22 protein-coding genes, 1 pseudogene and 1 other annotated feature are annotated in these 23,701 nt (G+C 36.5%); of the genes and pseudogenes, 18 read left to right on the forward strand and 5 right to left on the reverse strand.

What is annotated here, in order from left to right:
- From NST60_RS16180 to NST60_RS16205, 6 genes are all read left to right on the forward strand, one after another.
- A complete protein-coding gene (locus tag NST60_RS16180; RefSeq protein WP_101729306.1) occupies positions 1-366 on the forward strand; it encodes a rhodanese-like domain-containing protein in 366 nt (121 codons plus the stop codon).
- Between the two features lie 12 nt (positions 367-378).
- Positions 379-675, forward strand: a complete 297-nt coding sequence (locus NST60_RS16185; protein ID WP_101729305.1) for a rhodanese-like domain-containing protein — start codon at positions 379-381, stop codon at positions 673-675.
- A 53-nt stretch (positions 676-728) separates the two neighbouring features.
- Positions 729-1,304 carry a sulfurtransferase TusA family protein gene (locus NST60_RS16190; protein WP_016203412.1) on the forward strand — a complete coding sequence of 192 codons (576 nt, stop codon included), beginning with the start codon at positions 729-731 and terminating at the stop codon, positions 1,302-1,304.
- 110 nt (positions 1,305-1,414) lie between these two features.
- Positions 1,415-1,792 (forward strand): DsrE/DsrF/DrsH-like family protein, encoded by a 378-nt coding sequence (locus NST60_RS16195; protein ID WP_016203411.1) that lies wholly within the window; start codon positions 1,415-1,417, stop codon positions 1,790-1,792.
- 1 nt (position 1,793) lies between these two features.
- Complete coding sequence (locus NST60_RS16200) at positions 1,794-2,921, forward strand: MBL fold metallo-hydrolase (protein ID WP_101729303.1); 1,128 nt, start codon at positions 1,794-1,796, stop codon at positions 2,919-2,921.
- A gap of 26 nt (positions 2,922-2,947) precedes the next feature.
- A complete protein-coding gene (locus tag NST60_RS16205) occupies positions 2,948-3,175 on the forward strand; it encodes a sulfurtransferase TusA family protein (RefSeq protein WP_031534664.1) in 228 nt (75 codons plus the stop codon).
- A gap of 287 nt (positions 3,176-3,462) precedes the next feature.
- On the opposite strand, the gene NST60_RS16210 is transcribed toward NST60_RS16205, so the two are convergent.
- Positions 3,463-4,899 (reverse strand): DDE-type integrase/transposase/recombinase, encoded by a 1,437-nt coding sequence (locus NST60_RS16210; RefSeq protein WP_016205479.1) that lies wholly within the window; start codon positions 4,897-4,899, stop codon positions 3,463-3,465.
- 165 nt (positions 4,900-5,064) lie between these two features.
- Here NST60_RS16210 and NST60_RS16215 point away from each other — a divergent pair, with 165 nt between their 5' ends.
- From NST60_RS16215 to zupT, 4 genes are all read left to right on the forward strand, one after another.
- A complete protein-coding gene (locus tag NST60_RS16215; protein WP_169189095.1) occupies positions 5,065-5,841 on the forward strand; it encodes a sulfite exporter TauE/SafE family protein in 777 nt (258 codons plus the stop codon).
- 308 nt (positions 5,842-6,149) lie between these two features.
- The gene (locus NST60_RS16220; protein ID WP_016203406.1) at positions 6,150-7,667 is read left to right on the forward strand and encodes a flavocytochrome c; all 1,518 of its coding nucleotides are present in this window, start codon (positions 6,150-6,152) and stop codon (positions 7,665-7,667) included.
- A gap of 197 nt (positions 7,668-7,864) precedes the next feature.
- Positions 7,865-8,116 (forward strand): hypothetical protein, encoded by a 252-nt coding sequence (locus tag NST60_RS16225; RefSeq protein WP_341099446.1) that lies wholly within the window; start codon positions 7,865-7,867, stop codon positions 8,114-8,116.
- Positions 8,117-8,449: 333 nt separating this feature from the next.
- Complete coding sequence (gene zupT, locus NST60_RS16230) at positions 8,450-9,259, forward strand: zinc transporter ZupT (protein WP_101729300.1); 810 nt, start codon at positions 8,450-8,452, stop codon at positions 9,257-9,259.
- 298 nt (positions 9,260-9,557) lie between these two features.
- On the opposite strand, the gene NST60_RS16235 is transcribed toward zupT, so the two are convergent.
- On the reverse strand, positions 9,558-9,779 hold the full coding sequence (locus NST60_RS16235) for a hypothetical protein (protein WP_016203403.1): 222 nt from the start codon (positions 9,777-9,779) through the stop codon (positions 9,558-9,560).
- Positions 9,780-9,954: 175 nt separating this feature from the next.
- Between NST60_RS16235 and NST60_RS16240 the strand changes: the two genes are divergently transcribed.
- The 5 genes and pseudogenes from NST60_RS16240 (at position 9,955) to NST60_RS16260 (ending at position 13,629) form a co-directional block, all read left to right on the forward strand.
- Positions 9,955-10,161: a DUF1657 domain-containing protein gene (locus NST60_RS16240; protein ID WP_016203402.1), complete on the forward strand. Its 207-nt coding sequence runs from the start codon at positions 9,955-9,957 to the stop codon at positions 10,159-10,161.
- An 89-nt stretch (positions 10,162-10,250) separates the two neighbouring features.
- Entirely contained in the window at positions 10,251-10,379 is a 129-nt protein-coding gene (locus NST60_RS16245) for a DUF1657 domain-containing protein (protein ID WP_224427649.1), read from the forward strand.
- 96 nt (positions 10,380-10,475) lie between these two features.
- A pseudogene (locus NST60_RS16250) lies at positions 10,476-11,334 on the forward strand (DUF421 domain-containing protein).
- 92 nt (positions 11,335-11,426) lie between these two features.
- Positions 11,427-12,113, forward strand: coding sequence for a ribose-5-phosphate isomerase RpiA (gene rpiA, locus NST60_RS16255; RefSeq protein ID WP_224427650.1), 687 nt, complete (start codon positions 11,427-11,429; stop codon positions 12,111-12,113).
- A 289-nt stretch (positions 12,114-12,402) separates the two neighbouring features.
- Positions 12,403-13,629, forward strand: coding sequence for an NAD(P)-dependent malic enzyme (locus tag NST60_RS16260; protein ID WP_101729296.1), 1,227 nt, complete (start codon positions 12,403-12,405; stop codon positions 13,627-13,629).
- An 87-nt stretch (positions 13,630-13,716) separates the two neighbouring features.
- On the opposite strand, the gene NST60_RS16265 is transcribed toward NST60_RS16260, so the two are convergent.
- Positions 13,717-15,054, reverse strand: a complete 1,338-nt coding sequence (locus NST60_RS16265) for a nucleobase:cation symporter-2 family protein (RefSeq protein ID WP_016203397.1) — start codon at positions 15,052-15,054, stop codon at positions 13,717-13,719.
- A gap of 134 nt (positions 15,055-15,188) precedes the next feature.
- The gene (locus NST60_RS16270) at positions 15,189-16,838 is read right to left on the reverse strand and encodes a PucR family transcriptional regulator (protein ID WP_169189091.1); all 1,650 of its coding nucleotides are present in this window, start codon (positions 16,836-16,838) and stop codon (positions 15,189-15,191) included.
- 256 nt (positions 16,839-17,094) lie between these two features.
- Between NST60_RS16270 and allC the strand changes: the two genes are divergently transcribed.
- From allC to proS, 3 genes are all read left to right on the forward strand, one after another.
- Positions 17,095-18,330: an allantoate deiminase gene (allC, locus tag NST60_RS16275; RefSeq protein ID WP_169189090.1), complete on the forward strand. Its 1,236-nt coding sequence runs from the start codon at positions 17,095-17,097 to the stop codon at positions 18,328-18,330.
- Positions 18,331-18,873: 543 nt separating this feature from the next.
- On the forward strand, positions 18,874-20,103 hold the full coding sequence (locus tag NST60_RS16280; protein ID WP_169189089.1) for a pyridoxal-phosphate-dependent aminotransferase family protein: 1,230 nt from the start codon (positions 18,874-18,876) through the stop codon (positions 20,101-20,103).
- Positions 20,104-20,806: 703 nt separating this feature from the next.
- Positions 20,807-21,023: a binding site (T-box leader), on the forward strand.
- Positions 21,024-21,115: 92 nt separating this feature from the next.
- Complete coding sequence (gene proS / locus NST60_RS16285) at positions 21,116-22,549, forward strand: proline--tRNA ligase (RefSeq protein ID WP_341099448.1); 1,434 nt, start codon at positions 21,116-21,118, stop codon at positions 22,547-22,549.
- A 100-nt stretch (positions 22,550-22,649) separates the two neighbouring features.
- On the opposite strand, the gene NST60_RS16290 is transcribed toward proS, so the two are convergent.
- Entirely contained in the window at positions 22,650-23,528 is an 879-nt protein-coding gene (locus NST60_RS16290) for a cation diffusion facilitator family transporter (RefSeq protein ID WP_341099450.1), read from the reverse strand.
- Between the last annotated feature and the right edge of the window lie 173 nt (positions 23,529-23,701).

Genomic DNA, 23,701 nt, shown 5'->3' on the forward strand with positions numbered 1-23,701 from the left:
TTGGAATATCTAAACTATATAATAATTGGGCTACTGTTAATTTTTATTATTAGACGATTCATTCCTACAAAAGGTGTAAGACAGATTACAGCATTAGAGCTACGGGATGAGTTAAAGGATAAAAATAAACAATTTATTGATGTCCGTACTCCTGGGGAATATAGAGTAAACAATATTAAAGGATTTAAAAATCTTCCACTTCAACAAATTATGCAAAAAGCGGAGAAAGAACTCTCAAAAGATAAAGAAGTAATTGTTATTTGTCAAAGTGGAATGAGAAGTCAAAACGCAATTAAAATGTTAAAAAAATTAGGATATACTAAAGTGACCAATGTAAAAGGCGGAATGAGCGCCTGGAGATCATAAGGAGGCAAAAGTATGAAACAATTAACTGCAAAAGAAGTAGAGAAACTTTTAAGAGAAGGTAAAGCGTTAAATATTATTGATGTTCGAGAAGTTGATGAAGTTGCAACTGGTAAGATCCAAGGAGCCATTCATATCCCACTAGGGCTAGTAGAATTCCGTATGCATGAATTAGATAAATCTAAAGAATATATCATGGTTTGCCGTTCTGGTGCAAGAAGTGGTCAAGCAAGTCAATTTCTAGAAGATCATGGATTTAAAGTAATAAATATGACTGGTGGAATGCTTGCATGGGAAGGCGAGACGAAGTAAATATTTTCGGTTAATCAAATACCCAATGGGGTAAAACGGGAGGTTTTAATAAGATGGAATCATTAAAAACAGATTTTTTATTAGATGCAAAAGGGTTAGCTTGCCCCATGCCAATCGTAAGAACAAAAAAAGCAATGAATGATTTACAAGCTGGTCAGGTCTTAGAAGTTCAAGCAACAGATAAGGGCTCAAAAGCTGATATTCAAGCATGGGCTAATAGTGCTGGTCATCATTATCTTGGCACAATTGAAGAAGACAATATATTAAAACATTATTTAAGAAAATCATCTAATGATGCTTCAATTGAAAGAAAACATCCCAATGTAACTAGCAATGAAGCACTTGAAAAGAAGCTAGAAACGAATGAAAACATCGTGGTTCTTGATGTAAGGGAAGAAGCTGAATATGCATTTAATCATATACCTAATGCGGTTTCGATTCCGTTAGGAGAATTAGAATTGCGTTTAAACGAATTAAAAGCAGATGATGAAATCTATGTGGTATGTCGCACAGGTAACCGTAGTGATCTTGCTGCTCAAAAGTTAGCTGAAAAGGGTTTTGATAATGTGATTAATGTGGTTCCAGGCATGAGTGCTTGGACAGGGAAATCGGATTCTTTAATCAAATAGAGAGATTAATATGGACGAAGTAACAGTATATACTAATTCATGTTGTCCATAGTGTGTTCTGTTAAAAACTTTTTTGGCAGAACACACTGTTCCTTTCCTAAAGGTGAAAGTTGAAACAACAAACAGCAGCAACAGATATTGAAGTGGCCATTTTCTTTACTTTTGAAGGGGGGAACTTAATTTATAAAAATGAATACAAACAGCTACCAATGCCTCAATGTAAAGAACATTTCGCGCAAGGGTTTGCTAATGCAAATGTACCAACTATTTTCGAATTAGTTGCAATGGCCCAAGAAATGGGTGTTAAATTCATTGGTTGCCAAATGACAATGAATGTTATGGGATTAGAAAAAGATGCTTTTGTTGATGGAATGGAAGTAGGAGGAGCAGTAACCTCTTTAGAATTTGCTAAAGATGCAGACGCAACACTAACTTTTAAGAGGGTTTATTATTTTTTTAACCAAAAATATACCATAGGGGGTAAATGATATGACTGTTAAAGTTATGCAGACAAAAGAAGTAACTAAAAAAATATTTAACAAAGAAGAATTATTTATTCTAGATGTTCGTAACGAAAGTGATTTTAAGGATTGGAAAATTGAAGGGGAAAACTTTGATTATTTAAATATCCCGTATTTTGAATTACTTGATGGAGTGGAAGAAATTTTAGAAAAACTGCCTGCTACAAAAGAAATATTAGTTGTTTGTGCTAAAGAGGGTTCTTCTGTAATGGTGGCAGAGATGCTTTCAGAACAAGGTTTAACTGTTTCTTATTTGCAAGGTGGTATGAAGGCATGGAGTGAACATTTAGAGCCTGTAAAGATTGGGAATTTAACGGAAGGTGGAGAATTACACCAATTTGTTCGCATCGGAAAAGGTTGTCTATCCTATATGGTGATTTCTAACGGAGAAGCTGCAATTATAGACGCCACTCGTATGACAGATATTTTTCTAGACTTTGCGAATGAAATGGGAGTAAAAATCACACATGTTTTTGATACTCATCTTCATGCAGATCATATTTCAGGAGGAAGAGTCATCGCTGAAAAAACAGGTGCAACATACTGGTTACCTCCAAAAGATGCGACGGAGGTAACTTTTGAATACAACGCTCTAGAAGGCGGCGAAGTAGTGACAATCGGAAAAACAGAAATTGATATTCATGCGCTGTACTCTCCAGGTCACACAATCGGTTCTACATCATTTGTTGTGGATGGGAAATTCCTTCTGTCAGGTGACATCTTATTTATTGATTCAATTGGAAGACCCGATTTAGCAGGAATGGCAGAAGATTGGGTAGCAGATTTACGTGAAAGCCTCTACTCTCGTTACAGAGAACTTTCAGAAGAACTAATTGTACTTCCAGCTCACTTTATGATTATTGATGAACTGAATGAAGACGGTAGTGTATCAGAAAGATTAGGTACATTGTTTGAGAAAAATCATGGTTTAAATATGGAAGACGAAAATGAGTTTAGAAGACTTGTAACAGAGAACCTACCACCACAACCAAACGCTTATCAAGAAATTCGTGAAACAAATATGGGGAAAATTAGTCCAGACTTAGATAAACAACGTGAGATGGAAATAGGGCCAAACCGTTGTGCAGTCCGATAATTTATAAATAGGAGGAAAATATGATAATGGAATCAACTAAAGTATTAGATGCAAAAGGGTTAGCTTGCCCCATGCCGATTGTAAAGACAAAAAAAACAATGGGAGAGATGGAATCAGGTCAGGTATTAGAAGTTCATACAACTGATAAAGGGGCTAAAAATGATTTAACTGCTTGGGCTAAATCAGGAGGGCATGAATTATTACAACACGAAGATGAAAACGGAGTGTTGAAATTTTGGATTAAAAAAGGTTGAACTATAAGGGGACCAATTAAGGTTCCTTTTTTTTCTAAGGTAGTGTCAAAACTTCTATGAAAAAGTAACCTGAAGTCTTTTTCTTCTTTCCTTTTTGAAGTGGAGAGGCTCGCAATCGCTCTTGACAAACACACCAATGGTTTGAATTCAGGTTATCAAGGGCGAAGGGGACAAAAGAAGGCATGCCAAATAAGCCCTTGATTTTTTCCATTTTAAACCATTGGCAAGTTCGGTTTGTCAAGAGTTCGCTCCGCCGATTGCTGGTTCAGGGCTCAGCTAAACAAAAGCTAGGTTGTTTGTTCTATAATCCAATCTTGAGCTAATCCAATTAGCTTAGTCCATCTTGCTGGCATATTGGGAAGCTGAAGTAACTCTGGATGAATCACAGGTACTTTTCCTTCTAAGGCTGAATGAGGCCGTAGAAAGTTAAAGTATGCGACAAACAAAGTGACGAAAGAAACAGATCCATGATCAGATCCAAACCCATGAGTCGAGCGATAATTTCCTTTAAACGTTCGATTGAGTCGTTCAATAATTTGCTTGAGTGGTCGGTATTCTGTTGATACTGGATCTTCGTTGGTTAATCCAATGACTTGCTTCACATCAAACGAAATATCATGTTGGGCAAAGAAATGTTGGGCTAATAGGTAAATCGGATTGCCATCTACAATAAACGTGAGGTTTTTAGGGATTTCCTTCATCTTTAGAAGAACCTCATCGATAGCCAGAATGGCTGACTGAGTATCTCGATTAGGAGAAACAGGATAAGACAGAATAATCTTTTTTACGGCATCAAAAAAGAAGAATAAATAATGCCAGCGACCTTTCACTCGAATGTAGGTCTCGTCTCCACAGAATTGATCAGAAAGCTCATAAGGATAATGGTCCACATAAGGTTTAAGCATCAGTGCTACGCTATTTTCGTAATTCAAAATGCTTTGGTGGGAGATGGATACACCATGTACATCCTTCATGAGTGCAGCTGTTTTACGGGCTGACAACCCATAGTTCACATGGTAGGTCAAAATCAGTCCCAATGTATGTGGCGACACATATAGTCTTGATAAATCTAACTTTGGTTTCTGAGGTGAACGCTTCGATAAGGGTTGGTAATCGATACGAAACTGACGGAAAATATAACGCATTTTAAATGCCTGTGGATCCTTTTTAAACTGTTTTTTCTCTTTTGAAGATAGTCCATTTTGTTTCTTTTGGTAATAAGAACAGTCGTTGTTTTTACACTTGAATACATCGAAATCTTTTCTCTCTTTGACCTTTTCAAGCGTTTTAGCACAGTGAGGACATTTTAAAATTGCCTCTTTTGAATAATGATTTTTTTGGTTAAACAAACATGTACACACCTTGCATTGATACTGTCCCTTGTCTCCGTTATTTGCATAAAGAAAATCAGATGGAGCACCACACTTTGGACATTTTATGCTGGAAGGAACAGTTGTTTTTGAATTTGAGTGTCTTCGAACAGGTTTAAGGGGTTTCCCATTTTTCTCCTGATACTCATTCAAAAGAAGTTTATAATCAAACTTTTGTAGGGTTTCGATGATTGGGAGGTCGTCTACCTGTAGTTTTCGATAAGGCTTATTTACAGGTTTTTCTACAGGTTTATCAAACATACTTTTCCCAATCAAAAGAGTTAATAATGTTCGAATAACCTGATCTTGGTACTTAATAAAAGTAAGTAAATAGGTTATAATTTGAGGGTACAATTTGTCACTTCCTATTCTAGGTTGTTGGGTGTGTGGTAACCTCAATTATCCTTAGAATTCAGGGGGTGGCAATTTTTTTGCTCAAAAAGCCCTCTATTATAGGATATAATAGCCTATTTCTATATAAAGTTTTGACAATACGTTTTCTAAAGAGGGGGGATCTATATGGATATTAATTTCATCATCACTATTTTCACAATTGGCTTTATTGGTTCCTTTCTTTCTGGAATGTTAGGAATAGGAGGAGCCATTATAAATTATCCAATGTTATTATATATTCCAGTAATTTTAGGGGTGGGTCATTTTACATCACATGAAGTTTCAGTAATTACAGCCATCCAAGTGTTCTTTGCGACGCTTGGTGGTGTTTGGGCTTATCGTAGTGGCGGATATTTAAATAAAACATTAATTGTTAATATGGGAATTAGCGTTTTAATTGGGAGTTTTATTGGGGGAATGAGTTCCACTCACATGTCGGATAGTGGAATTAATATCGTATATGGCATTTTAGCTATTATTGCTGTTATTTTAATGTTTGTACCTAAAAAAGAAATCGATGCTAACCGTTTAGATCAAGTCAAGTTTAATAAATGGCTAGCTGCTTCATTTGCCTTTATCGTAGGTGTAGGATCAGGTATTGTAGGAGCAGGAGGAGCATTCTTATTAGTTCCTATCATGCTTGTCCTATTAAAAATACCAACAAGAATGACCATTGCATCATCCTTAGCCATTACGCTTATTTCATCAATAGGAACTGTCTCAGGAAAAATCTCAACAGGCCATGTACCTATATTGCCTTCTCTTATTTTGGTTGTTGCCAGTCTGATTGCTTCACCTATAGGAGCTAACGTTGGAAAAAAGGTCAATACAAGGGTCTTACAAGGAATAATGGGAATTTTAATTTTAGCGACAGCAGTGAAGACTTGGATGGAAATATTATAAATATTTATTGATTAAATAAGTCTCAATCATAGCATTAAGACAGGAGATATTAAATCGTCTAAAATAGTGTGGATAAAATTACTTTAGATAGCAATATGTATTTAATCTAGTTAAAATAACTCAAGCTGTCGATAACCTTTTCAAAAAAGAAAATCGACAGCTTTTTTGATTCCTACCTTTTCTAGAATTAAAAGGAATTTTTAATTTTTTGTGAACTTATGCACAAACTATAATTATGATGCTATACTTTGGTAGAGGAATGCATCAGAGCAATTAACAGATTATGTAATTTTAATGGAGGAAAAAAGATGAAAAAGAAATTAACAGCTGCTTTTATTTTTGCTTTTTCGCTAGTGCTTGTTCTTGCTGGCTGTGGAAATGATAAAGCGAGTAACACGTCAAAACAAGAAAAAGAAGAAAAGGAAGCTGAAGCTGTATCAGGAGCATCTCAAACGAGCTACACACCGTATGAAGAACTTAAAGATAGTTATGATATTATTATTGTTGGAGCTGGTGGAGCTGGAATGACAGCTGCATTGGAGGCAAAGGAAAAAGGATTAAACCCAGTTATTTTTGAAAAAATGCCGGTTGCGGGAGGAAATACAACAAAAGCCTCTTCCGGAATGAATGCTTCTGAAACTAAGTTTCAAAAAGAACAAGGTATAGAGGATAATAATGATAATTTTTATGAAGAGACATTAAAAGGTGGACATGAAACAAATGATAAAGAAATGTTACGTTTCTTTGTTGATAACTCTGCAAGTGCGATTGAATGGTTAGATTCAATTGGTATTCGTTTGAATAATTTAACTATTACAGGTGGAATGAGCGAAAAACGTACCCACCGTCCTGAAGATGGCTCAGCGGTAGGACAGTACATAGTAGATGGGCTATTGAAAAATGTGCAAGAAAAAGGCATTCCCCTATTCGTTAATGCAGAAGTGAAGGAAATAACGGAAAATGATGGAACTGTAAATGGAGTTAACGTTTTATTCAATCAAACCGATGAAAAAACAATTACTGCTAAAGCAGTCGTTGTCACTACTGGTGGATTCGGTTCTAATATGGAAATGATCAAAGAAGTAAGAAGTGATTTAGGAGACTATGTAACAACAAACCAAGCTGGTAGCACTGGTGATGGAATTAAAATGATCGAAAAATTAGGCGGGACAACAGTTGATTTAGATCAAATTCAGGTCCATCCAACTGTGCAACAAGATGAATCTTACTTAATTGGTGAAGCTGTTCGTGGCGAAGGAGCAATAATGGTTTCTGCAGATGGAAAAAGATTTTCCAATGAATTAGATACACGTGATAAAGTTACTGCAGCAATCAATGAGCTTCCAGAAAAATCTGCATATTTAGTGTTTGATGCTGGTGTGAAATCTCGTGCGAAAGCTATTGAACAATATGAAAAAATGGGCTTTGTATTAGAAGGGGAAACAATCGAAGCTCTTGCTGAAAAGATGAATGTTTCTGCTGAAGAGTTAAAAACAACGCTAGAAACATGGAATAGTGCTGTTAACAGTAAAGACGATAAAGCTTTTGGAAGAACAACAGGAATAGAAAATGATTTATCTACTGCACCTTTCTATGCAATAAAAATTGCTCCAGGCATCCATTATACGATGGGAGGAGTAAAAATTAATACAAATACAGAGGTGCTTAATAAAGAGGGAGAACCAATCCCAGGATTATTTGCCGCAGGAGAAGTAACGGGTGGTCTGCACGGTGAAAATAGAATCGGCGGAAATTCAGTTGCTGAAATTATTATCTTTGGTCGTCAAGCTGGTGTGAAATCCGTTGATTATGTAAATGCACAATAAGTATTATAAATTCAAGTAAAAGTTTAGCTCTGCTGGACTGTACTATAGGGGATGTAAAAGGTTCAAATCGCTTTTGATTTGAACCTTTTATTGTGCAATTATTGATTATGAAGTGAATGTTCGACTGTATGGATCATTTGCGGACATTGGACAATCTCTTTCTTTCATACGCTAAATGCAAAGGGGCGATGGAAGAAATGAATGATAATAGAAAAGAAGTAATTATTGTAATTATAGAACTTTCGCAAATGAAAAGATTTTTTATGATGGATATGGGGATTGGTACCTTGTCATATTATTTAGTTAAAATGATTAATGGGAATATCATTATTGATTTAATTGGAAGTACTATTATTACAGAAGGAGTAAAAAGAGTGTATAAAGGGATGAATAATAAAGAAAAAAAACAATCAAATAAATTTCAAGATATAGATTTCGAAAATACATAAAAGAGAGGAAAGAAATTTACTTTTTTACGTATAATTTAAATAAGTTATCTTAATGGTTCCATCAATGGGGGGACTTTCATTCCCTACTCATGGTTAGTCGAACTATAGTAGATATCCCATCTATCTTTCTCGATTTTTCATAAGCTTACGGATGAGTCTTACTATCCGTTAAGAGTGGGATAAATACAATTTACACATAATATGTATATATGGATTGACGAATATTTGGATTTTGGTTAAAATTTTTCCTAAGAGAAACATTTTTAAATCAAGATATAATTTTTATATAAATGAAAAAACGTAGAAACTACAGAAAGATTAAGGGGGATTTAAATGCCCGAAAATTTATTGATTGCCTTTGGTTTAACCTTATTAGCAGGTCTTGCTACGGGAATAGGAAGTATGCTTGCTTTTTTTACTTCAACGACGAATACGAAATTTCTTTCATGGATGCTTGGATTTTCTGCCGGAGTCATGATTTATGTATCAATGATTGAGATATTTGTAAAAGCAAAAGATGCGCTAGTCGGATCATTGGGGCAACAAACCGGTAATTGGCTTACCGTTGCAGGATTCTTTGGAGGAATCTTGCTAATTGCTTTAATTGATAAATTTGTACCAGAGCAAGGAAACCCACATGAGTTAAAGAAAGTAGAAGAAATTAATAAATCAAATGTGAAACAGACAGACCATTCTTTATTAAAAATGGGAAGTTTTACAGCACTAGCTATTGCTATTCATAACTTTCCAGAAGGAATTGCAACCTTTACTGCAGCTTTACAAGATCCAGGGCTAGGTGTAGCAATTACAGTCGCAATAGCAATACATAATATTCCAGAAGGAATCGCAGTAGCAGTGCCCGTATATTTTGCCACAGGTGATCGAAAAAAGGCATTTAAGCTTTCCTTTTTATCAGGATTAGCAGAACCAGTTGGCGCATTAGTTGCTTTCCTCATCTTAATGCCATTTCTAAATGATGTTATGTTCGGTCTAATATTTGCAGCAGTTGCAGGAATCATGGTATTTATTTCTTTAGACGAATTATTACCAGCTGCTAAGAAATACGACGAAGGACACCTCTCGATATACGGTCTAATAGCTGGAATGGCAGTCATGGCAGTAAGCTTGTTGTTGTTCATATAACATTGTTGAAATAGGCTGTTTTCTAAAGGATTGTTGTTTTTTCAATAGGGAAAAAGAATTAGTTGGAAAAATGGAGCAGCCGGAATACACGAAGACGCCACGAGGATTAGCGAGACAGTCTGAGACCCCGGAAGCGAAGCTGAGGAGGCTTAAGCTTAGCCCCACGGAAAGCGAAGTGTATTCCGGCTGCGGGTAATCGCAACAAACTTTACGAAAACAGCAGGTCTCATTAAATGAACAAACAAAAGCTTCCAAGTTTTTACGACTTTGGAAGCTTTTTATTTTACAATAAAAATCATCATTCCCTCTTTTCCAATAAATTATTTTCTTTTTCCATTTTCACCACTTCTAATTTTAATTTATCCGTTTCTATTAAAAAGTTTTCATGTTTTAATCTTTCAAGCTCCAATTGATCCTTTAACATAGCATGGTTAAGTTTTGCCTTTTTTTCCAAATGATCAGTTATGATACCGGCTAGGGGAATGGAGAATACAGCTAAAACAATAATGATAGTAATCATTTTTTTAACTCCCTTATTTTTGTTTTACTAATCATACGACAATAGCCTTCAAAAGTTACAAAATTAGCTAAAGATATTTTCTCTCTCGAATTGGAAACATTTTAACGGAATAACAAAGGAATTAAATGAAATCATATAAGAGTAACAAAAAAATTTAAGGATGGTGGCAGCTGACATGACTGTAATTACAAATGTAAAACAAACAATCGCTGGGCTAAAAAGTGCACAAGCAAGTTTAGAAACCTTTGCTTTATCCACAGATAACCAATCGGCAAAGCAGGTATATCAGACTGCTGCGCAACAAACACAACAAATTATTGATTCCTTAAATCCACGTTTACAAGAAATCGAGCAAGAAGAACCACAATATGCTCAACAATAATTCATGCTAGCAAAAAATCGAGAAGCCGTTTTCGAGGAGAATTGACTTCCCTTCTAATTCAACGGCTTCTCTTTTATTGGAGGGAAGGTATGACGGTTGCATCAAATGTAAAACAGACTTTAGCGAGTTTAAAAGGAATTGAGTCACAGCTATCTGCTTTTGCTTTGAATTCCATGGAAGAAGAGGCCCAAAAGGCTTTTCATGACGCAATGGTATAAGTTGGAGAGATTAAAAACGATATTCAATTAAGGGTGTATCAATTAGAGCGAGAAGAAAAGGAATATAGTTCTTCATAATAACGGGATGGTGAAAACATGTTAGCAGTAGTTTTGCGTGCTTTGCTATTTGTAATTGTTCTATTTATTACAACAAAGCTATTAGGAAAAAAAACATATCTCCCAGCTGTCACTTTTTGAATACATAGCAGGTATTACACTGGGAGATATAGCAGGAGAGGTAATTTTAAATTCTAGTCTTAGTGTTATGCATGGGATTCTTGGGATTTTTGTATTTGCAGTAATATCATATTTAGCTGATGTGATTTCCTTAAAAAGTAAGAGATTGCGTAATGTGATTGAAGGAACTGGAACAGTCTTAGTGGAAGATGGAAAGCTGTTGGAGGAAAACCTGAAGAAAGAGCATTATACAATTGACGATTTCTCTACATTATTGCGACAAAAAGACGTTTTTAGCTTAGCTGAAATTGATTATGCTATTCTCGAGCCAAAGGGAATGCTTAGTGTTTTACTGAAAAAGGAAAATAGACCACTTACCCCTAAAGATTTAAATATGAAAATGCCAAGTGAAAAAGCACCACAAACGATTATTATGGATGGCAATATCGTTTACGATTCTTTAAAAAAAGCAGGAAAAACACCGGCCTGGTTGCATATGGAATTAGAAAAATTAGGTGTAACATTAGATAATGTATTTCTAGGGCAGGTAAACTCATATGGAGAACTAACCATAGATATATTTGATGATAAAATCAAGCTAGCAGAGGCACAGGAAAGACCACTGTTGCTAGCAACAATAAAAAAAGTAGAAGCAGATTTAGAAATGTTTTCGTTGCAAACAGATAATCAAGAAGCAAAAGCCATGTATAGAAAAAATGCAGATAAAATGGAGCAGGTGATAAATGAAGTGAAAGTTTATTTAGGAGATAATTTCTAATGAAAAATAGATGAAAGAGTAGGAGTTATCATCTATTATAGAAGGAAGATAACTATTTAGATAAATATAAAATAAGTGTGTAGGTGAATAAGATGGATAGACAGAATGAAAAAGCGTTAGTAGGGGAAGCAGCAGTTATTCAATTTGTAAAGGATGGAATGGCAGTTGGACTAGGTACAGGCTCTACAGCTTATTATGTTATAAAAAAAATGGGAGAAATGATTAAAGCTGGCATGAAACTAAAAGGAGTTGCAACTTCAAAAGCCACAGAAAAATTAGCAATTGAATGCGGAATTCAATTGATTGATATAAATGAGGTAGAAGAATTGGATCTTGCCATCGATGGAGCGGATGAAATTGATGCTAATTTCTATGCCATTAAAGGGGGAGGCGGAGCATTGTTGCGAGAGAAAATAATTGCTAATGCTGCTAAAACCTTTATTGTTGTTGCTGATGGAAGTAAAAAAGTCCAATCATTGGGTAAATTTCCTCTCCCTATTGAAGTGGTTCCCTTTGGCTATAAACAAACCGAGAGAGCAATCCGCAAATTTGGCTGCAAAACAGAGATACGGGAAAAAGATGGGGAGATTTTCGTAACAGATAACGGAAATTATATTGTGGATTGTTCTTTTTCTAGTATCCAAAATCCCACTCAATTACAGCAGGACTTGAATAATATAGTAGGGGTAGTAGAAAATGGCCTCTTTATTGATATGGTAGACGTATTAATTTCTATTAAGAAGCATAAAGAAATTAGCGTAGAATATGTTAAAAATTAACGCTTTGGAAAAGGACGTTAGTGGATTTTAATGAGTATTGGAAAGTACTCCGTTTTTACAGACAGGTGATCCTTGCTATTTCGGAAAGGACAACTGTCCGTAAAAAATAAGTCTATCTAAATTGATTTGAGCAGATTTTAAGATATTCTTTATTTTTTCTTGAAAGCGTTTCTTTTTTTAATTATACGGTATATCATCTTAGATAGGGAGGGGAATCCTTATCAAGAAATGCGGCCAATTGAAGGCAGCAATCATGTAAGAGGAAAATGCGCTAAAAGGGAGAGATAGAATGTCTTTACGAGAAGATGCTTTACATATGCATCAAGTCAAACAAGGGAAATTGGAAATCCAGGCGAAGGTGGAAGTGAAAAATGCCCAAGATTTAAGTTTAGCCTATTCTCCAGGGGTGGCAGAACCGTGTAAAGAAATTTTTGAAAATCCGGAAAAGGTATATGATTTTACGATGAAAGGCAATATGGTTGGTTTAGTAACAAATGGTACATCTGTACTTGGTTTAGGGAATATTGGAGCAGAGGCATCCCTTCCAGTTATGGAGGGGAAAGCAATCTTATTTAAAAGCTTTGCGGGGGTAGATGCTTTTCCGATTGCCTTAAATACAACCGATGTAGATAAAATAGTTGAAACAGTTAAACTGATGGCACCTACATTTGGCGGGATCCATTTAGAGGATATTGCTGCACCACATTGTTTTGAAATAGAAGAACGACTAAACAAAGAACTAACAATTCCTGTATACCATGATGATCAGCACGGTACTGCCATTGTTACATTGGCAGGGTTAGTCAATGCTCTTAAGATTGTTAAGAAAAAAATGAATGATTTGAAAGTTGTTATAAACGGGGCTGGTGCATCGGGAATAGCTATTTCAAGGCTTCTCTATTCTTATGGTGTAACTAATATGATTATATGTGATACTAAGGGTGCGATATATGCTGGAAGGCCAGTTGGCATGAATTCAGCAAAAGAATCTGTAGCGGTATACACAAACGCTAAGGGAGAAAAAGGCTATTTAAGTGATGTAATGAAAGGAGCGGACGTATTCATTGGTGTTTCTGTTGCAGATACCTTAACAATAGAGATGGTGCAGACGATGAAGGAAGATGCGATTATCTTTGCCATGGCTAATCCGGTACCAGAAATAAGTCCCGCAGATGCAAAAGCAGCAGGTGCTATTATAGTAGGAACAGGACGATCTGATTTTCCGAACCAAGTGAATAATGTATTAGCATTCCCAGGTATTTTTCGTGGCGCTCTTGATGTTCGTGCAACTACAATTAATGAAGAAATGAAAAAAGCAGCTGCTGAAGCCATTGCAGCTTTAATTGCGGATTCAGAGTTGACGGCGGATTATGTAATTCCAAGTCCTTTTGATCCCAGAGTAGCTCCAGCTGTAGCAGCTGCTGTTGCAAAAGCAGCCATGGAAACAAATGTAGCTAGAATTCAAGTTGATCCAGAGCAAGTGAGATTGAAAACAATGAAATTGACGGCAATATAGAAGTAAATATAGGTACTAATAAAAGAGGCTAGTTCAATGAACTGCCTCTTTTAGTTAGACTGCGAGTGATAACAACGAAAACAGCCTTTATGAAATGGTATGTGTTTCACTTACCTCTTGTTTGTTAAGAAGGGAGGCACTAGTGCTTTTTTTACTTGCTTTTACATTAAAAAGAAGATTTAAGAAAATCGCTGCTAGACTTCCAGTAATAATTCCATCACTTACAATAATACGAAGTGCAGAGGGAAGTTGATCAAACAGTGTAGGAACCGCTGTTGCACCTAAACCAATGGAAATGGAACAAGCCATTATTAATAGGTTAGCTTGATTCGTGAAATCAACTTTGCTCAGCATTCTAATGCCAGAAGCAACAACCATCCCAAACATAACAACTGTTGCCCCTCCCAAAATTGGTGTAGGAATAATAGTCGCAAAAGCGGCGATTTTAGGAATAAACCCTAAGAAAACGAGGATCCCACCTGCTGCGATAACGACATTTACAGTTTTGACTTTTGAAAGTTGCACAAGACCGACGTTTTGGGCAAAGGTATTATACGGAAATGCATTAAAGAGCCCACCGATAGTAATTGCTAGACCTTCCGCGCGATAACCCCTCGTTAAATCTTTTTCACTTAGTGGCGTATCGGTAATTTTACTTAGTGCAAAAAAAACTCCAGTTGATTCTATGACAATGACTAAACCAACAATTAACATCGTAAGAATCGGGCCAATTTCAAAGCTAGGAGTTCCAAAATAAAATAGTTCAGGGAAATGGAACCACCCAGCCTCTTTTACTGGGGAAAGATTCACTTTTCCAAGAAAGGCAGCAACAACAGAACCTACTATAATTCCGATTAAGACAGATAATGATTGCATAAATCCTTTCGTGAAACGGTTTAGTAAAAGAATGAACAATAAAACACCGAATGAAAGCAGCAGATTTTCAATGGATCCAAAATCGTCACTTGTTGCACCGCCGCCCATATTTTTAATGCCTGATGGAATAAGCGATAATCCAATAATTGTTACAACAGTTCCGATTACAACAGGAGGAAAAAGCTTTGTAATTTTGCTGAAAAAAGGAGCACAAATAATCATGAACAGTCCAGTAATAATAATGGCTCCATAAATTGCTGTTACCCCATAATTTGTACCAATTGAAATCATTGGGGTAACAGCGACAAAGGAACTACCGAGTATAACAGGTAAGCCAATTCCTAAATATTTATTTTTCCAAGCTTGAAGCAATGTAGCAATACCGCATGTTAATAAATCAATTGCAACAAGGTATGCAAGTTGTTCTGTGGTTAAATTTAATGCCCTACCAACTAATAGTGGGACCAGTATAGCACCTGCATACATCGCTAGCACATGCTGTAGTCCTAAAGAAAAAATTTTCAAACCCTTTTCTTCGCTCTGAGCCATTATTTACACTCCTTTTCTCCTTTGTGTTAGAAATGATAACACGTATAGTTATGTTAATTAACATAATAGTTAGCAAGGAGAAAGAAGTCATTGGTTATATTGTACAAAATATTTAGAAAATATAGATTATATATCTAATATATTGGCGTCTGTTTTTTTCTTTCATTTGTTTTTAAAATCGATTTTATCCGGAAAGCAAAGCGAAGATGGAAGGTAGTTTCAGGATCCTTTAGGCTTTTTCCTAATAGTTCTTCGCATTTCTCCAATCGATAGATTACTGTGTTGCGATGGACATAAAGACGTTTTGCAGTTTCGGAAATTTGACAATGGGTCTCTAAGTAAACAGAAAGTGTGTTGAGTAGTATTTGTTCTTCGTCCTGCTGATGATTGCTTGAGAATGCTTGAAAAATATGATCATAAAATTCCAGAAGGTCCTTTGTTGGAATGATTCTTAACATTTCAAAGACATCCTTTGGGCGATGGATCTGAATAAAAGGCGTATTTCCAGAAAGGTTTCCAGTATGTAAAGCACTAAGAGCTTCTCTATAAGCATTAGGTAAATTTAAGAGTTGCTGGTAAACGTTGCTTATACCAAGTGACATATGTCTTTTAAAGGTGTTTGCAATATAACTTTGAATATTTTGCAAATAAGGAAGAATGGAGCTGTCTAGATCATAAGAGGAATGCACGACTTCCATGATAAGAATACAATGATCATCTTTTATAAAAAGCTGGGAAGCGAAAGGTGCTTTCTTTATTTCAGTTTCTAAGAATTCATAAATATAATCGATTTCTACAGAATGTTGGGTAAAGGATTTATATTGCTCGCTGCTATCCATTTTGCCTATGATTGCGATGGAAGCTTGTTCTCTCTTTAAGGAAAATTCTTTAGCTCTACTTTCGATTTCCTCAGCAAAAGTAAACTTTCCTTCCACAAAATGAGTGAAGAAATCATTTCTTGCTCTTCTGGTATATTGTTTAACTGTGTTTTCCCTCATTAGTTCAAAGGAGAGGACGTTAGTTGCTTGTTCAATTGTAAGAAGTAAGCTTTGGTCTTCTAGTGGGATTTCCCCTAGCACAACTAAAAAAGCTGGTTTTTTCATGTGCGTATAAATAGGGAAGATAGTAAAAACCTCTTCTGTATTTCTGCTCGAAAAATAAGAATAGGGCGAGTTTGGTAGTAAAAATTCAAATCCACTTGTATGGAGCGAACTAAAAAAGTTCTCAATGGAATTTCTATTATAAGAAGAAGTATGCAGCTGAAAATGTGCATCAAATAAGACAATACGCTTGTTAATCATATGAGATAAGTCATCAACAAGTCGTTTTATACCTTTCCCTTTTAGTATATGTTGTGTGAATTTACGATGGGTTTCAAATGCTGTAGTTAATTCTGCTGTTCTCTGACTCAACATATAATTTAAAGAGGCATTAACGATTTCACCAAGGGATGTTTCTAAAGGAATTTCTAAAAGTGGAAAGCCTTTATCATTGGCAAATTGTATCGCTTCATTTGGTATATGTCCTAAAAATCTTTTTGATTTAATTCCTAAAGCAGTACAATCTTTTTCCTGCATACTTTTTATTAAAGAAAGCAAGACACCAGGCTTATCTTTTAGGTGGTAGGCAGTAGTGACTAGTAAATCGTTCGGGTTTAAGTAGTCCACGATATCAGGTGCATCCATCATTGTAATATGCTTTATTTCTTTATTTAATCCGGTGTGACCTGCAATTACTTCTACTTTATCAAAGACAGGTTTCTGTAGAATTTCTGCTAATTTCATCGTATTCCTCCTAAAGCAATTTCTTTATTATCAATAAATATAATTTAGTTATGTTACACAAAGTATTTAGATAATTCTAACACTTTATCTAATGTATTGCTAGAAGGTGCTTATTAAAATAATGGTTACATAATAATAGCGCGTAGTTAATGTTTTTATATATCAGAAAAATATTATTGGAAAATAACAAAAAGCTTCCGTAGGTTTTAGGTGTATTTTGAATGAATAGGGTGAATCAGCGAGAGGAGCGATAGAAATGAAGACATCTATTGATATAGATACAAAAGAGGTGGGTGAGTGGATAGACTGGCTGGCTGGATTTGGATACACGAAAAACGGTGGGGTTACACGACTTCTCTATGATGAAAATTGGCGGTTAGCGCAAAATTCCCTTTTTCAAAAAATGAATGAAAGTGGTTTAAAGACACATTTTGATGGTGTCGGCAATCTGTTTGGCAGGCTAGATGGGACGGAAAAAGGCGAGAAAACTATTTTAACAGGTTCCCATATTGATACAGTTATAGATGGTGGTAAATATGATGGTGCATATGGAATAATTGCAAGTCTCATTGCTGTAAATTATTTAAAGCAACGCTATGGATCACCCCAAAAATCGATAGAAGTTGTATCTCTATGTGAGGAAGAAGGGAGTAGATTTCCTTTAGCATTCTGGGGATCTGGATCAATTACGGGTAAGTTTAATAGGGAGGATTGCTCTGGTTTATACGATACGAAGAAGGTTTCATTTTCTCATGCGATGAAATCCATGGGATTGCAAACAGATAAAGAACAAGTAAAACGAGATGATATTGATTGCTTTATAGAAATGCATATAGAACAAGGTGCTGTATTAGAGAAGGAGAAAAAGTCCATTGGCATTGTCTCCCATATCGTTGGACAAAGAAGGTTTACTATTAAAGTAAAGGGCGAGAGTAACCATGCAGGTACAACACCAATGCCTTATCGGAAGGACAGTATGCATATCGCAGCCGAATTAATTACATATGCACTCAAACAAGTTACCGAAATTGACTCTCAGTTAGTTGCGACAGTTGGAAGAATACTTGCAATACCCAACGTTCCCAATGTTATTGCGAAAGAAGTTACCTTTACATTAGATGTTAGGCATCACCAAGAAGAAGTGCTAGATTACTATTGTGAGAAAGTTTTTGCTTGTTTTGAACAGAAATGTAAAGCAGCTGGCATGAATGTGGAGTGGGAGCAATGGCTGGATGTTAAGGCTGTTGCGATGGATGATAAATTAACAGAACTAGCCTATACAATTGTTCAAGAAATGGATATTCCTTATCGAAAAATGATCAGTGGAGCAGGACATGATGCACAAGTCTTTGGAACATACTGTTCGACAGCGTTAGTATTTGTTCCAAGTGTAGGGGGAATCAGTCATTCACCAAAGGAATACACAAAACTGGAAGATTTAACGAGAGGCATTATAGTACTAATTGAATTATTGTATCGATTGGCTTATTAAAATGTTAGCCAGTGAATGAACGCCAAAAAAGCAGAGGAGCAAAGGGAAAAGTGGTGTTCATCAAGCGAATGAACGCCAAAAAGCAGAGGATCAAAGAGAAAAGTGGTTTTCATCAAGTGAATGAAAGCCAAAAAGTAGAGGAGCAAAGAGAAAAGTGGTGTTCATCGGGTGAATGAAAGCCAAAAAGCAGAGGCGCAAAGGGAAAAGTGGTTTTCATCAAGTGAATGAAAGCCAAAAAGCAGAGGAGCAAAGGGAAAAGTGGTGTTCATCAAGCGAATGAACGCCAAAAAGCAGAGGAGCAAAGAGAAAAGTGGTTTTCATCAAGTGAATGAAAGCCAAAAAGCAGAGGCGCAAAGGGAAAAGTGGTTTTCATCAAGTGAATGAAAGCCAAAAAGCAGAGGAGCAAAGGGAAAAGTGGTTTTCATCAAGCGAATGAAAGCCAAAAAACAGAGGCATAAGGGGAAAAGCGGCGTTCATCAAAAGTAAAAATAAAACAAATTAATCTAGCGCTTTCAAAATATAGATAAAGAAAGGATGTAAACAATGACTTTTTCAGAATTAAGCACACCCTTAAGAACGATTATGACACCAGGACCAGTTGAAGTGGATCCGAGAGTGTTAAGGGCATTGAGTACACCGATTTTAGGTCAATTTGATCCTGCGTTTACGGCTATTATGAATGATGTGATGGGAATGATACAACAAGTTTTTCAAACAAAGAACCAGTGGGCATTTCCGATAGATGGGACATCAAGATCAGGCCTTGAAGCTGTATTGGCCAGTGTCATCGAGCCAGGAGATAAAGTGTTAATCCCTATTTATGGGAGATTTGGACATTTATTAACAGAGATTTCCGAAAGATATGGTGCAGATATTCATTTGCTTCATTGCGAATGGGGAGAAGTTTTTGATCCAGACGTAATTATTGCGGAAATGAAAAAAGTGAAGCCGAAAATTGTTGCTCTTGTTCATGGAGAAACATCAACTGGGTGCATGCAACCGTTAGAAGAGGTTGGCAGAGCATGTCGTGAACAAGATATTCTCTTTATCGTTGACGCGGTTGCGACAATTGGTGGAGTAGATGTTCAATCAGATAATTGGTATATAGATGCAGTTATAGGTGGAAATCAAAAATGTTTATCTGTGCCATCAGGCAATGCTCCAATCACTTATAATGAACGCATTGAAAAGGTATTAAATGCGCGGAAAAAAGTAGAACGTGGGATAGCAACCGATAGTGAATTAGCAGAGAAAAAAATGCATGCTCCTATTCGTTCCAATTATTTAGACTTAGCACAATTACAGGATTATTGGAGTCCAAGAAGATTGAATCATCATACAGAAGCAACTTCGATGTTGTACGCACTATATGAAGGTTTAAGAATAGTATTAGACGAAGGCTTGGAGACTAGATTTGCGCGTCATCAATACCATGAACAAGCACTAATCGAAGGAATAGAAGGAATGGGTCTTGAATTGTTCGGTGATAGAAGATGGAAACTGCCAACTGTAACATGTATTAAAGTACCAGAAGGAATCGATGCAGAGTCTGTACGGAGTATGATGCTCCAGCAATTCGGTGTAGAAATTGCAAGCTCCTTTGGTCCTTTACACGGGAAAATATGGAGAATCGGAACGATGGGCTATAGCTGCCGAAAAGAAAACGTCCTATTTGTGCTTGCCAGTCTAGAAGCCTGTCTCATCAGACACGGAGTGAAAATCCCAGCTGGTCAGGCACTCCAGGCAACATTAGATTTTTATTCAAGAGATTAGAAGGGATACTATAAAGTGAAACTTCCATCAGTGAGGGGTTTCCGTCCTCCCCCACTGATGGTTAGTTGAACCAATCGGACCTTTACGGACAGTTGATCTCCCACCTTTCTTTCTCGTATTCTCCTATGCTTGAGGGGGAGTCTTACTGTCCGTTAAGAGTGGGATAAAGTGAAACTTCTATCAGTGGGGGGGCCTTCCTCCCCACTGATGGTTAGTTGAACCAATCGGACCTTTACGGACAGTTGATCTCCCACCTATCTTCCTTGTATTCTCCTAAGCTTGAGGTGGGAGTCTTACTGTCCGTTAAGAGTGGGATAAAGTGAAACTTCTATCAGTGGGGGGGGCCTTCCTCCCCACTGATGGTTAGTTGAACCAATCGGACCTTTACGGACAGTTGATCTCCCACCTTTCTTTCTCGTATTCTCCTATGCTTGAGGGGGAGTCTTATTGTCCGTTAAGAGTGGGATAAAGTGAAACTTCTATCAGTGGGGGGGGGCCTTCCTCCCCACTGATGGTTAGTTGAACCAATCGGACCTTTACGGACAGTTGATCTCCCACCTATCTTCCTTGTATTCTCCTAAGCTTGAGGTGGGAGTCTTACTGTCCGTTAAGAGTGGGATAAAATAGTTTCTAAAAAGAATAAAAAAAATCCATATTGACAATAATGTTTCTATCCGATATGATTTTTCACAAAGAAATGAATAAAGAAACTATAAAAAGGAATAGTATGCAGCAATGTCTATTAAAGAGAGGGTCTAAATGCTGAAAGGACCTATAGGCTCACCTGTTGAACCTGCCTTTTTCGTTCTGTATCGAATAGACTTTGTTTAAAAAGATTCAGCGGTTCAAGACCGTTAACATGGAAGAGTGTAAAGCTTTGCTTTGAATTAGGGTGGTACCGCCATTATTTGGTCCCTAATGAATGGCAAAGCTTTTTTTTATGGTCTTTTTTCAAAGAAAAGGCCAATCGAAATATTTTTAAAAACGACTAATAAAATAGGAGGCCCCTAAAATGGCAAAGGATTTTGTAAAAAGCATTACCAGTATGGAAGACGATTTTGCCCAGTGGTATACAGATGTTGTAACAAAAGCAGAACTAATTGATTATTCCAGTGTAAGAGGTTCGATGATCATTCGACCATATGGAACGGCAATTTGGGAGAATATTAAAGAAGCATTAGACAAACGTATTAAAGAAACAGGTCATGAAAATGTCTATATGCCATTATTTATTCCTGAAAGCCTTTTACAAAGAGAAAAGGATCATATCGAGGGATTTGCACCAGAAGTAGCATGGGTTACACATGGCGGAGACGAGGAATTAGCAGAAAGACTTTGCGTGCGCCCAACATCAGAAGTCCTATTTGCAGAGCATTATAAAAATATCATTCATTCCTATCGTGATCTTCCAAAGCTATATAATCAATGGGCAAATGTAGTACGATGGGAAAAGACAACTCGTCCATTTTTACGTACATTGGAATTTTTGTGGCAAGAGGGGCATACATGCCATGAAACAGAAGAAGATGCAGATAGAGAAACCATTCAAATGCTTCAAGTCTATGCTGAAATATGCGAAAAATACTTAGCACTTCCAGTTATTAAAGGGCGTAAAACAGAAAAAGAAAAATTCGCAGGTGCAAAATATACGTATACGATTGAAAGTTTGATGCATGATGGAAAAGCATTGCAATCAGGAACCTCTCATAATCTAGGTGATGGCTTTGCTAAATCCTTTGGCATTCAGTTCTCGGATAGAGACGGAAACCTCCAGCATGTACAACAAACATCATGGGGCTTTACTACTAGAATTATTGGTGCAATGATTATGGTTCATGGCGATGACCGTGGTTTAGTAGTACCGCCAATGATTGCTCCAACGCAAGTGATGATTGTACCAATTGCCCAGCATAAGGAAGGTGTATTGGATTTTGCTTATGATTTACAGAAGAAATTAAGCAGTACAATCCGCATTGGCATTGATGCAAGCGATAAAAAGCCAGGCTGGAAATTTAATGAGTATGAAATGAAAGGAATCCCTTTGCGTTTAGAAGTAGGACCAAAAGATATGGAGAAAAACCAAGTAGTTCTTGTGAGAAGAGATACAGGAGAGAAACAATTTGTCTCGATGGAAGGATTAGAAGAAACAATTGCGCAATTATTAATCGAGATTCAAGACAATTTGTTAAAGAAAGCCACAGATCATAGAGAAGAAAACACTCATACTGCTTTAAATTTTGATGAATTTAAACAATGGACAGTGAAAGAAAAACCAGGGTTTATTAAAGCGATGTGGTGCGAAGATCAAGCGTGTGAAGACAAAATAAAGGAAGAGACAAGTGCAACATCTAGATGCATGCCTTTTGAACAGGAAGCAATCGCCGAGACTTGTGTATGCTGTGGTAAAAAAGCAAGTAAATTAGTGTATTGGGCAAAAGCATATTAATTTTTGATGTGATATAAATAGAAAAACGAAGGATACGGATTCCTTCGTTTTTTCATTCTTAATAGGCAGTAAGACTCTCGCTGCTTGCTGGAAGTTTTCTTTACTGTTTTTCTTCGTCTGGCTCAATATGGACATGTACCTCTAACACATTAAATTCATTTATTAAAGCATTCTCTACAGCAGAAGAGATATCATGGGCATCGGTAATATCTAGTTTCTGATTAACAGTAATAACAACATCCACGACTGGACTGTTCCCATAGTTTCTCGCTTTAATTTCTTTTACAGCTTTAACGCCATCGGTATGTAAAATGGTCTTTTTATAGTTGTCAATCAATAGAACATCAAATCCATCTGTTAAATAGTGAGTTGTTTCTCGGAATATTCCCCAGGCTGTTTTACAAATTAACAGGCCGACAATACAGGCTGCTAGTGGATCTAAAAAGCCTAAGTTTATTTGTGCTCCAAAAATACCAACAGCAGTCCCAAAGCTAACCATCGAGTCGGAGAAGTTATCTTTTGCAGCTGCCTTTACAGCTTGGCTATTTATTTTCTTCCCTAATCGTAAATTGATGCGATAGACGAAGAACATAACCGTACCACATGCGATAGCTGTATAAGCTGCCACTAAATCAGGTGCTTGTCTTGAATGAGTAAAGAAAGACGATACTGCTTGGAATAATACTTGCAAACCCACGCTCATCATAATGAAAGAAGCAATTAACGAAGCGACAGTTTCCGCTTTCCAATGACCATAAGGATGATCTTTATCGGCTGGTTTTTGGGATAGTCGCAAGCCGATTAGAACGGCAACTGAAGCAATAATATCGGTGAAATTATTCCAACCGTCTGCTTTCAATGCCTGGGAACCAGAACTGTTCCCAATAAATAATTTCACAGAAGCTAAAATAATATATGTAAAAATACTTAATATAGCAGCTCGTTCGCCGAGTTTTAAGTCTGCATATTTTTTATCCATCACAAACGCCCCCTTAACTAACCCACTAATCATATCAAGTCATTATAGGGTGGGTCTAGAGCAACGTTTTTATACATATCAACAAAAGTGTTAGCAAGAGAAAACAGTTTGACAGAGGAAAACTTTTCATCCATAAAAAAGAAAAAGTCAGAGGGAATGAGATATGTTCGTTC

The sequence above is a fragment of the Niallia sp. FSL W8-1348 genome, assembly GCF_038006745.1.
In the GTDB taxonomy this organism is placed as follows: domain Bacteria; phylum Bacillota; class Bacilli; order Bacillales; family Cytobacillaceae; genus Niallia; species Niallia alba.

What these genes read in the sequence shown, in the direction of transcription:
- NST60_RS16185 (WP_101729305.1), top strand. Translation starts at nt 379, where the DNA reads ATGAAACAATTAACTGCAAAAGAAGTAGAGAAACTTTTAAGAGAAGGT.
- NST60_RS16190 (WP_016203412.1), top strand. Translation starts at nt 729, where the DNA reads ATGGAATCATTAAAAACAGATTTTTTATTAGATGCAAAAGGGTTAGCT.
- NST60_RS16200 (WP_101729303.1), top strand. Translation starts at nt 1,794, where the DNA reads ATGACTGTTAAAGTTATGCAGACAAAAGAAGTAACTAAAAAAATATTT.
- NST60_RS16205 (WP_031534664.1), top strand. Translation starts at nt 2,948, where the DNA reads ATGGAATCAACTAAAGTATTAGATGCAAAAGGGTTAGCTTGCCCCATG.
- NST60_RS16215 (WP_169189095.1), top strand. Translation starts at nt 5,065, where the DNA reads ATGGATATTAATTTCATCATCACTATTTTCACAATTGGCTTTATTGGT.
- NST60_RS16220 (WP_016203406.1), top strand. Translation starts at nt 6,150, where the DNA reads ATGAAAAAGAAATTAACAGCTGCTTTTATTTTTGCTTTTTCGCTAGTG.
- NST60_RS16225 (WP_341099446.1), top strand. Translation starts at nt 7,865, where the DNA reads ATGAATGATAATAGAAAAGAAGTAATTATTGTAATTATAGAACTTTCG.
- zupT (WP_101729300.1), top strand. Translation starts at nt 8,450, where the DNA reads ATGCCCGAAAATTTATTGATTGCCTTTGGTTTAACCTTATTAGCAGGT.
- NST60_RS16235 (WP_016203403.1), bottom strand. Translation starts at nt 9,779, where the DNA reads ATGATTACTATCATTATTGTTTTAGCTGTATTCTCCATTCCCCTAGCC.
- NST60_RS16240 (WP_016203402.1), top strand. Translation starts at nt 9,955, where the DNA reads ATGACTGTAATTACAAATGTAAAACAAACAATCGCTGGGCTAAAAAGT.
- NST60_RS16245 (WP_224427649.1), top strand. Translation starts at nt 10,251, where the DNA reads ATGACGGTTGCATCAAATGTAAAACAGACTTTAGCGAGTTTAAAAGGA.
- rpiA (WP_224427650.1), top strand. Translation starts at nt 11,427, where the DNA reads ATGGATAGACAGAATGAAAAAGCGTTAGTAGGGGAAGCAGCAGTTATT.
- NST60_RS16260 (WP_101729296.1), top strand. Translation starts at nt 12,403, where the DNA reads ATGTCTTTACGAGAAGATGCTTTACATATGCATCAAGTCAAACAAGGG.
- NST60_RS16265 (WP_016203397.1), bottom strand. Translation starts at nt 15,054, where the DNA reads ATGGCTCAGAGCGAAGAAAAGGGTTTGAAAATTTTTTCTTTAGGACTA.
- NST60_RS16270 (WP_169189091.1), bottom strand. Translation starts at nt 16,838, where the DNA reads ATGAAATTAGCAGAAATTCTACAGAAACCTGTCTTTGATAAAGTAGAA.
- allC (WP_169189090.1), top strand. Translation starts at nt 17,095, where the DNA reads ATGAAGACATCTATTGATATAGATACAAAAGAGGTGGGTGAGTGGATA.
- NST60_RS16280 (WP_169189089.1), top strand. Translation starts at nt 18,874, where the DNA reads ATGACTTTTTCAGAATTAAGCACACCCTTAAGAACGATTATGACACCA.
- proS (WP_341099448.1), top strand. Translation starts at nt 21,116, where the DNA reads ATGGCAAAGGATTTTGTAAAAAGCATTACCAGTATGGAAGACGATTTT.
- NST60_RS16290 (WP_341099450.1), bottom strand. Translation starts at nt 23,528, where the DNA reads ATGGATAAAAAATATGCAGACTTAAAACTCGGCGAACGAGCTGCTATA.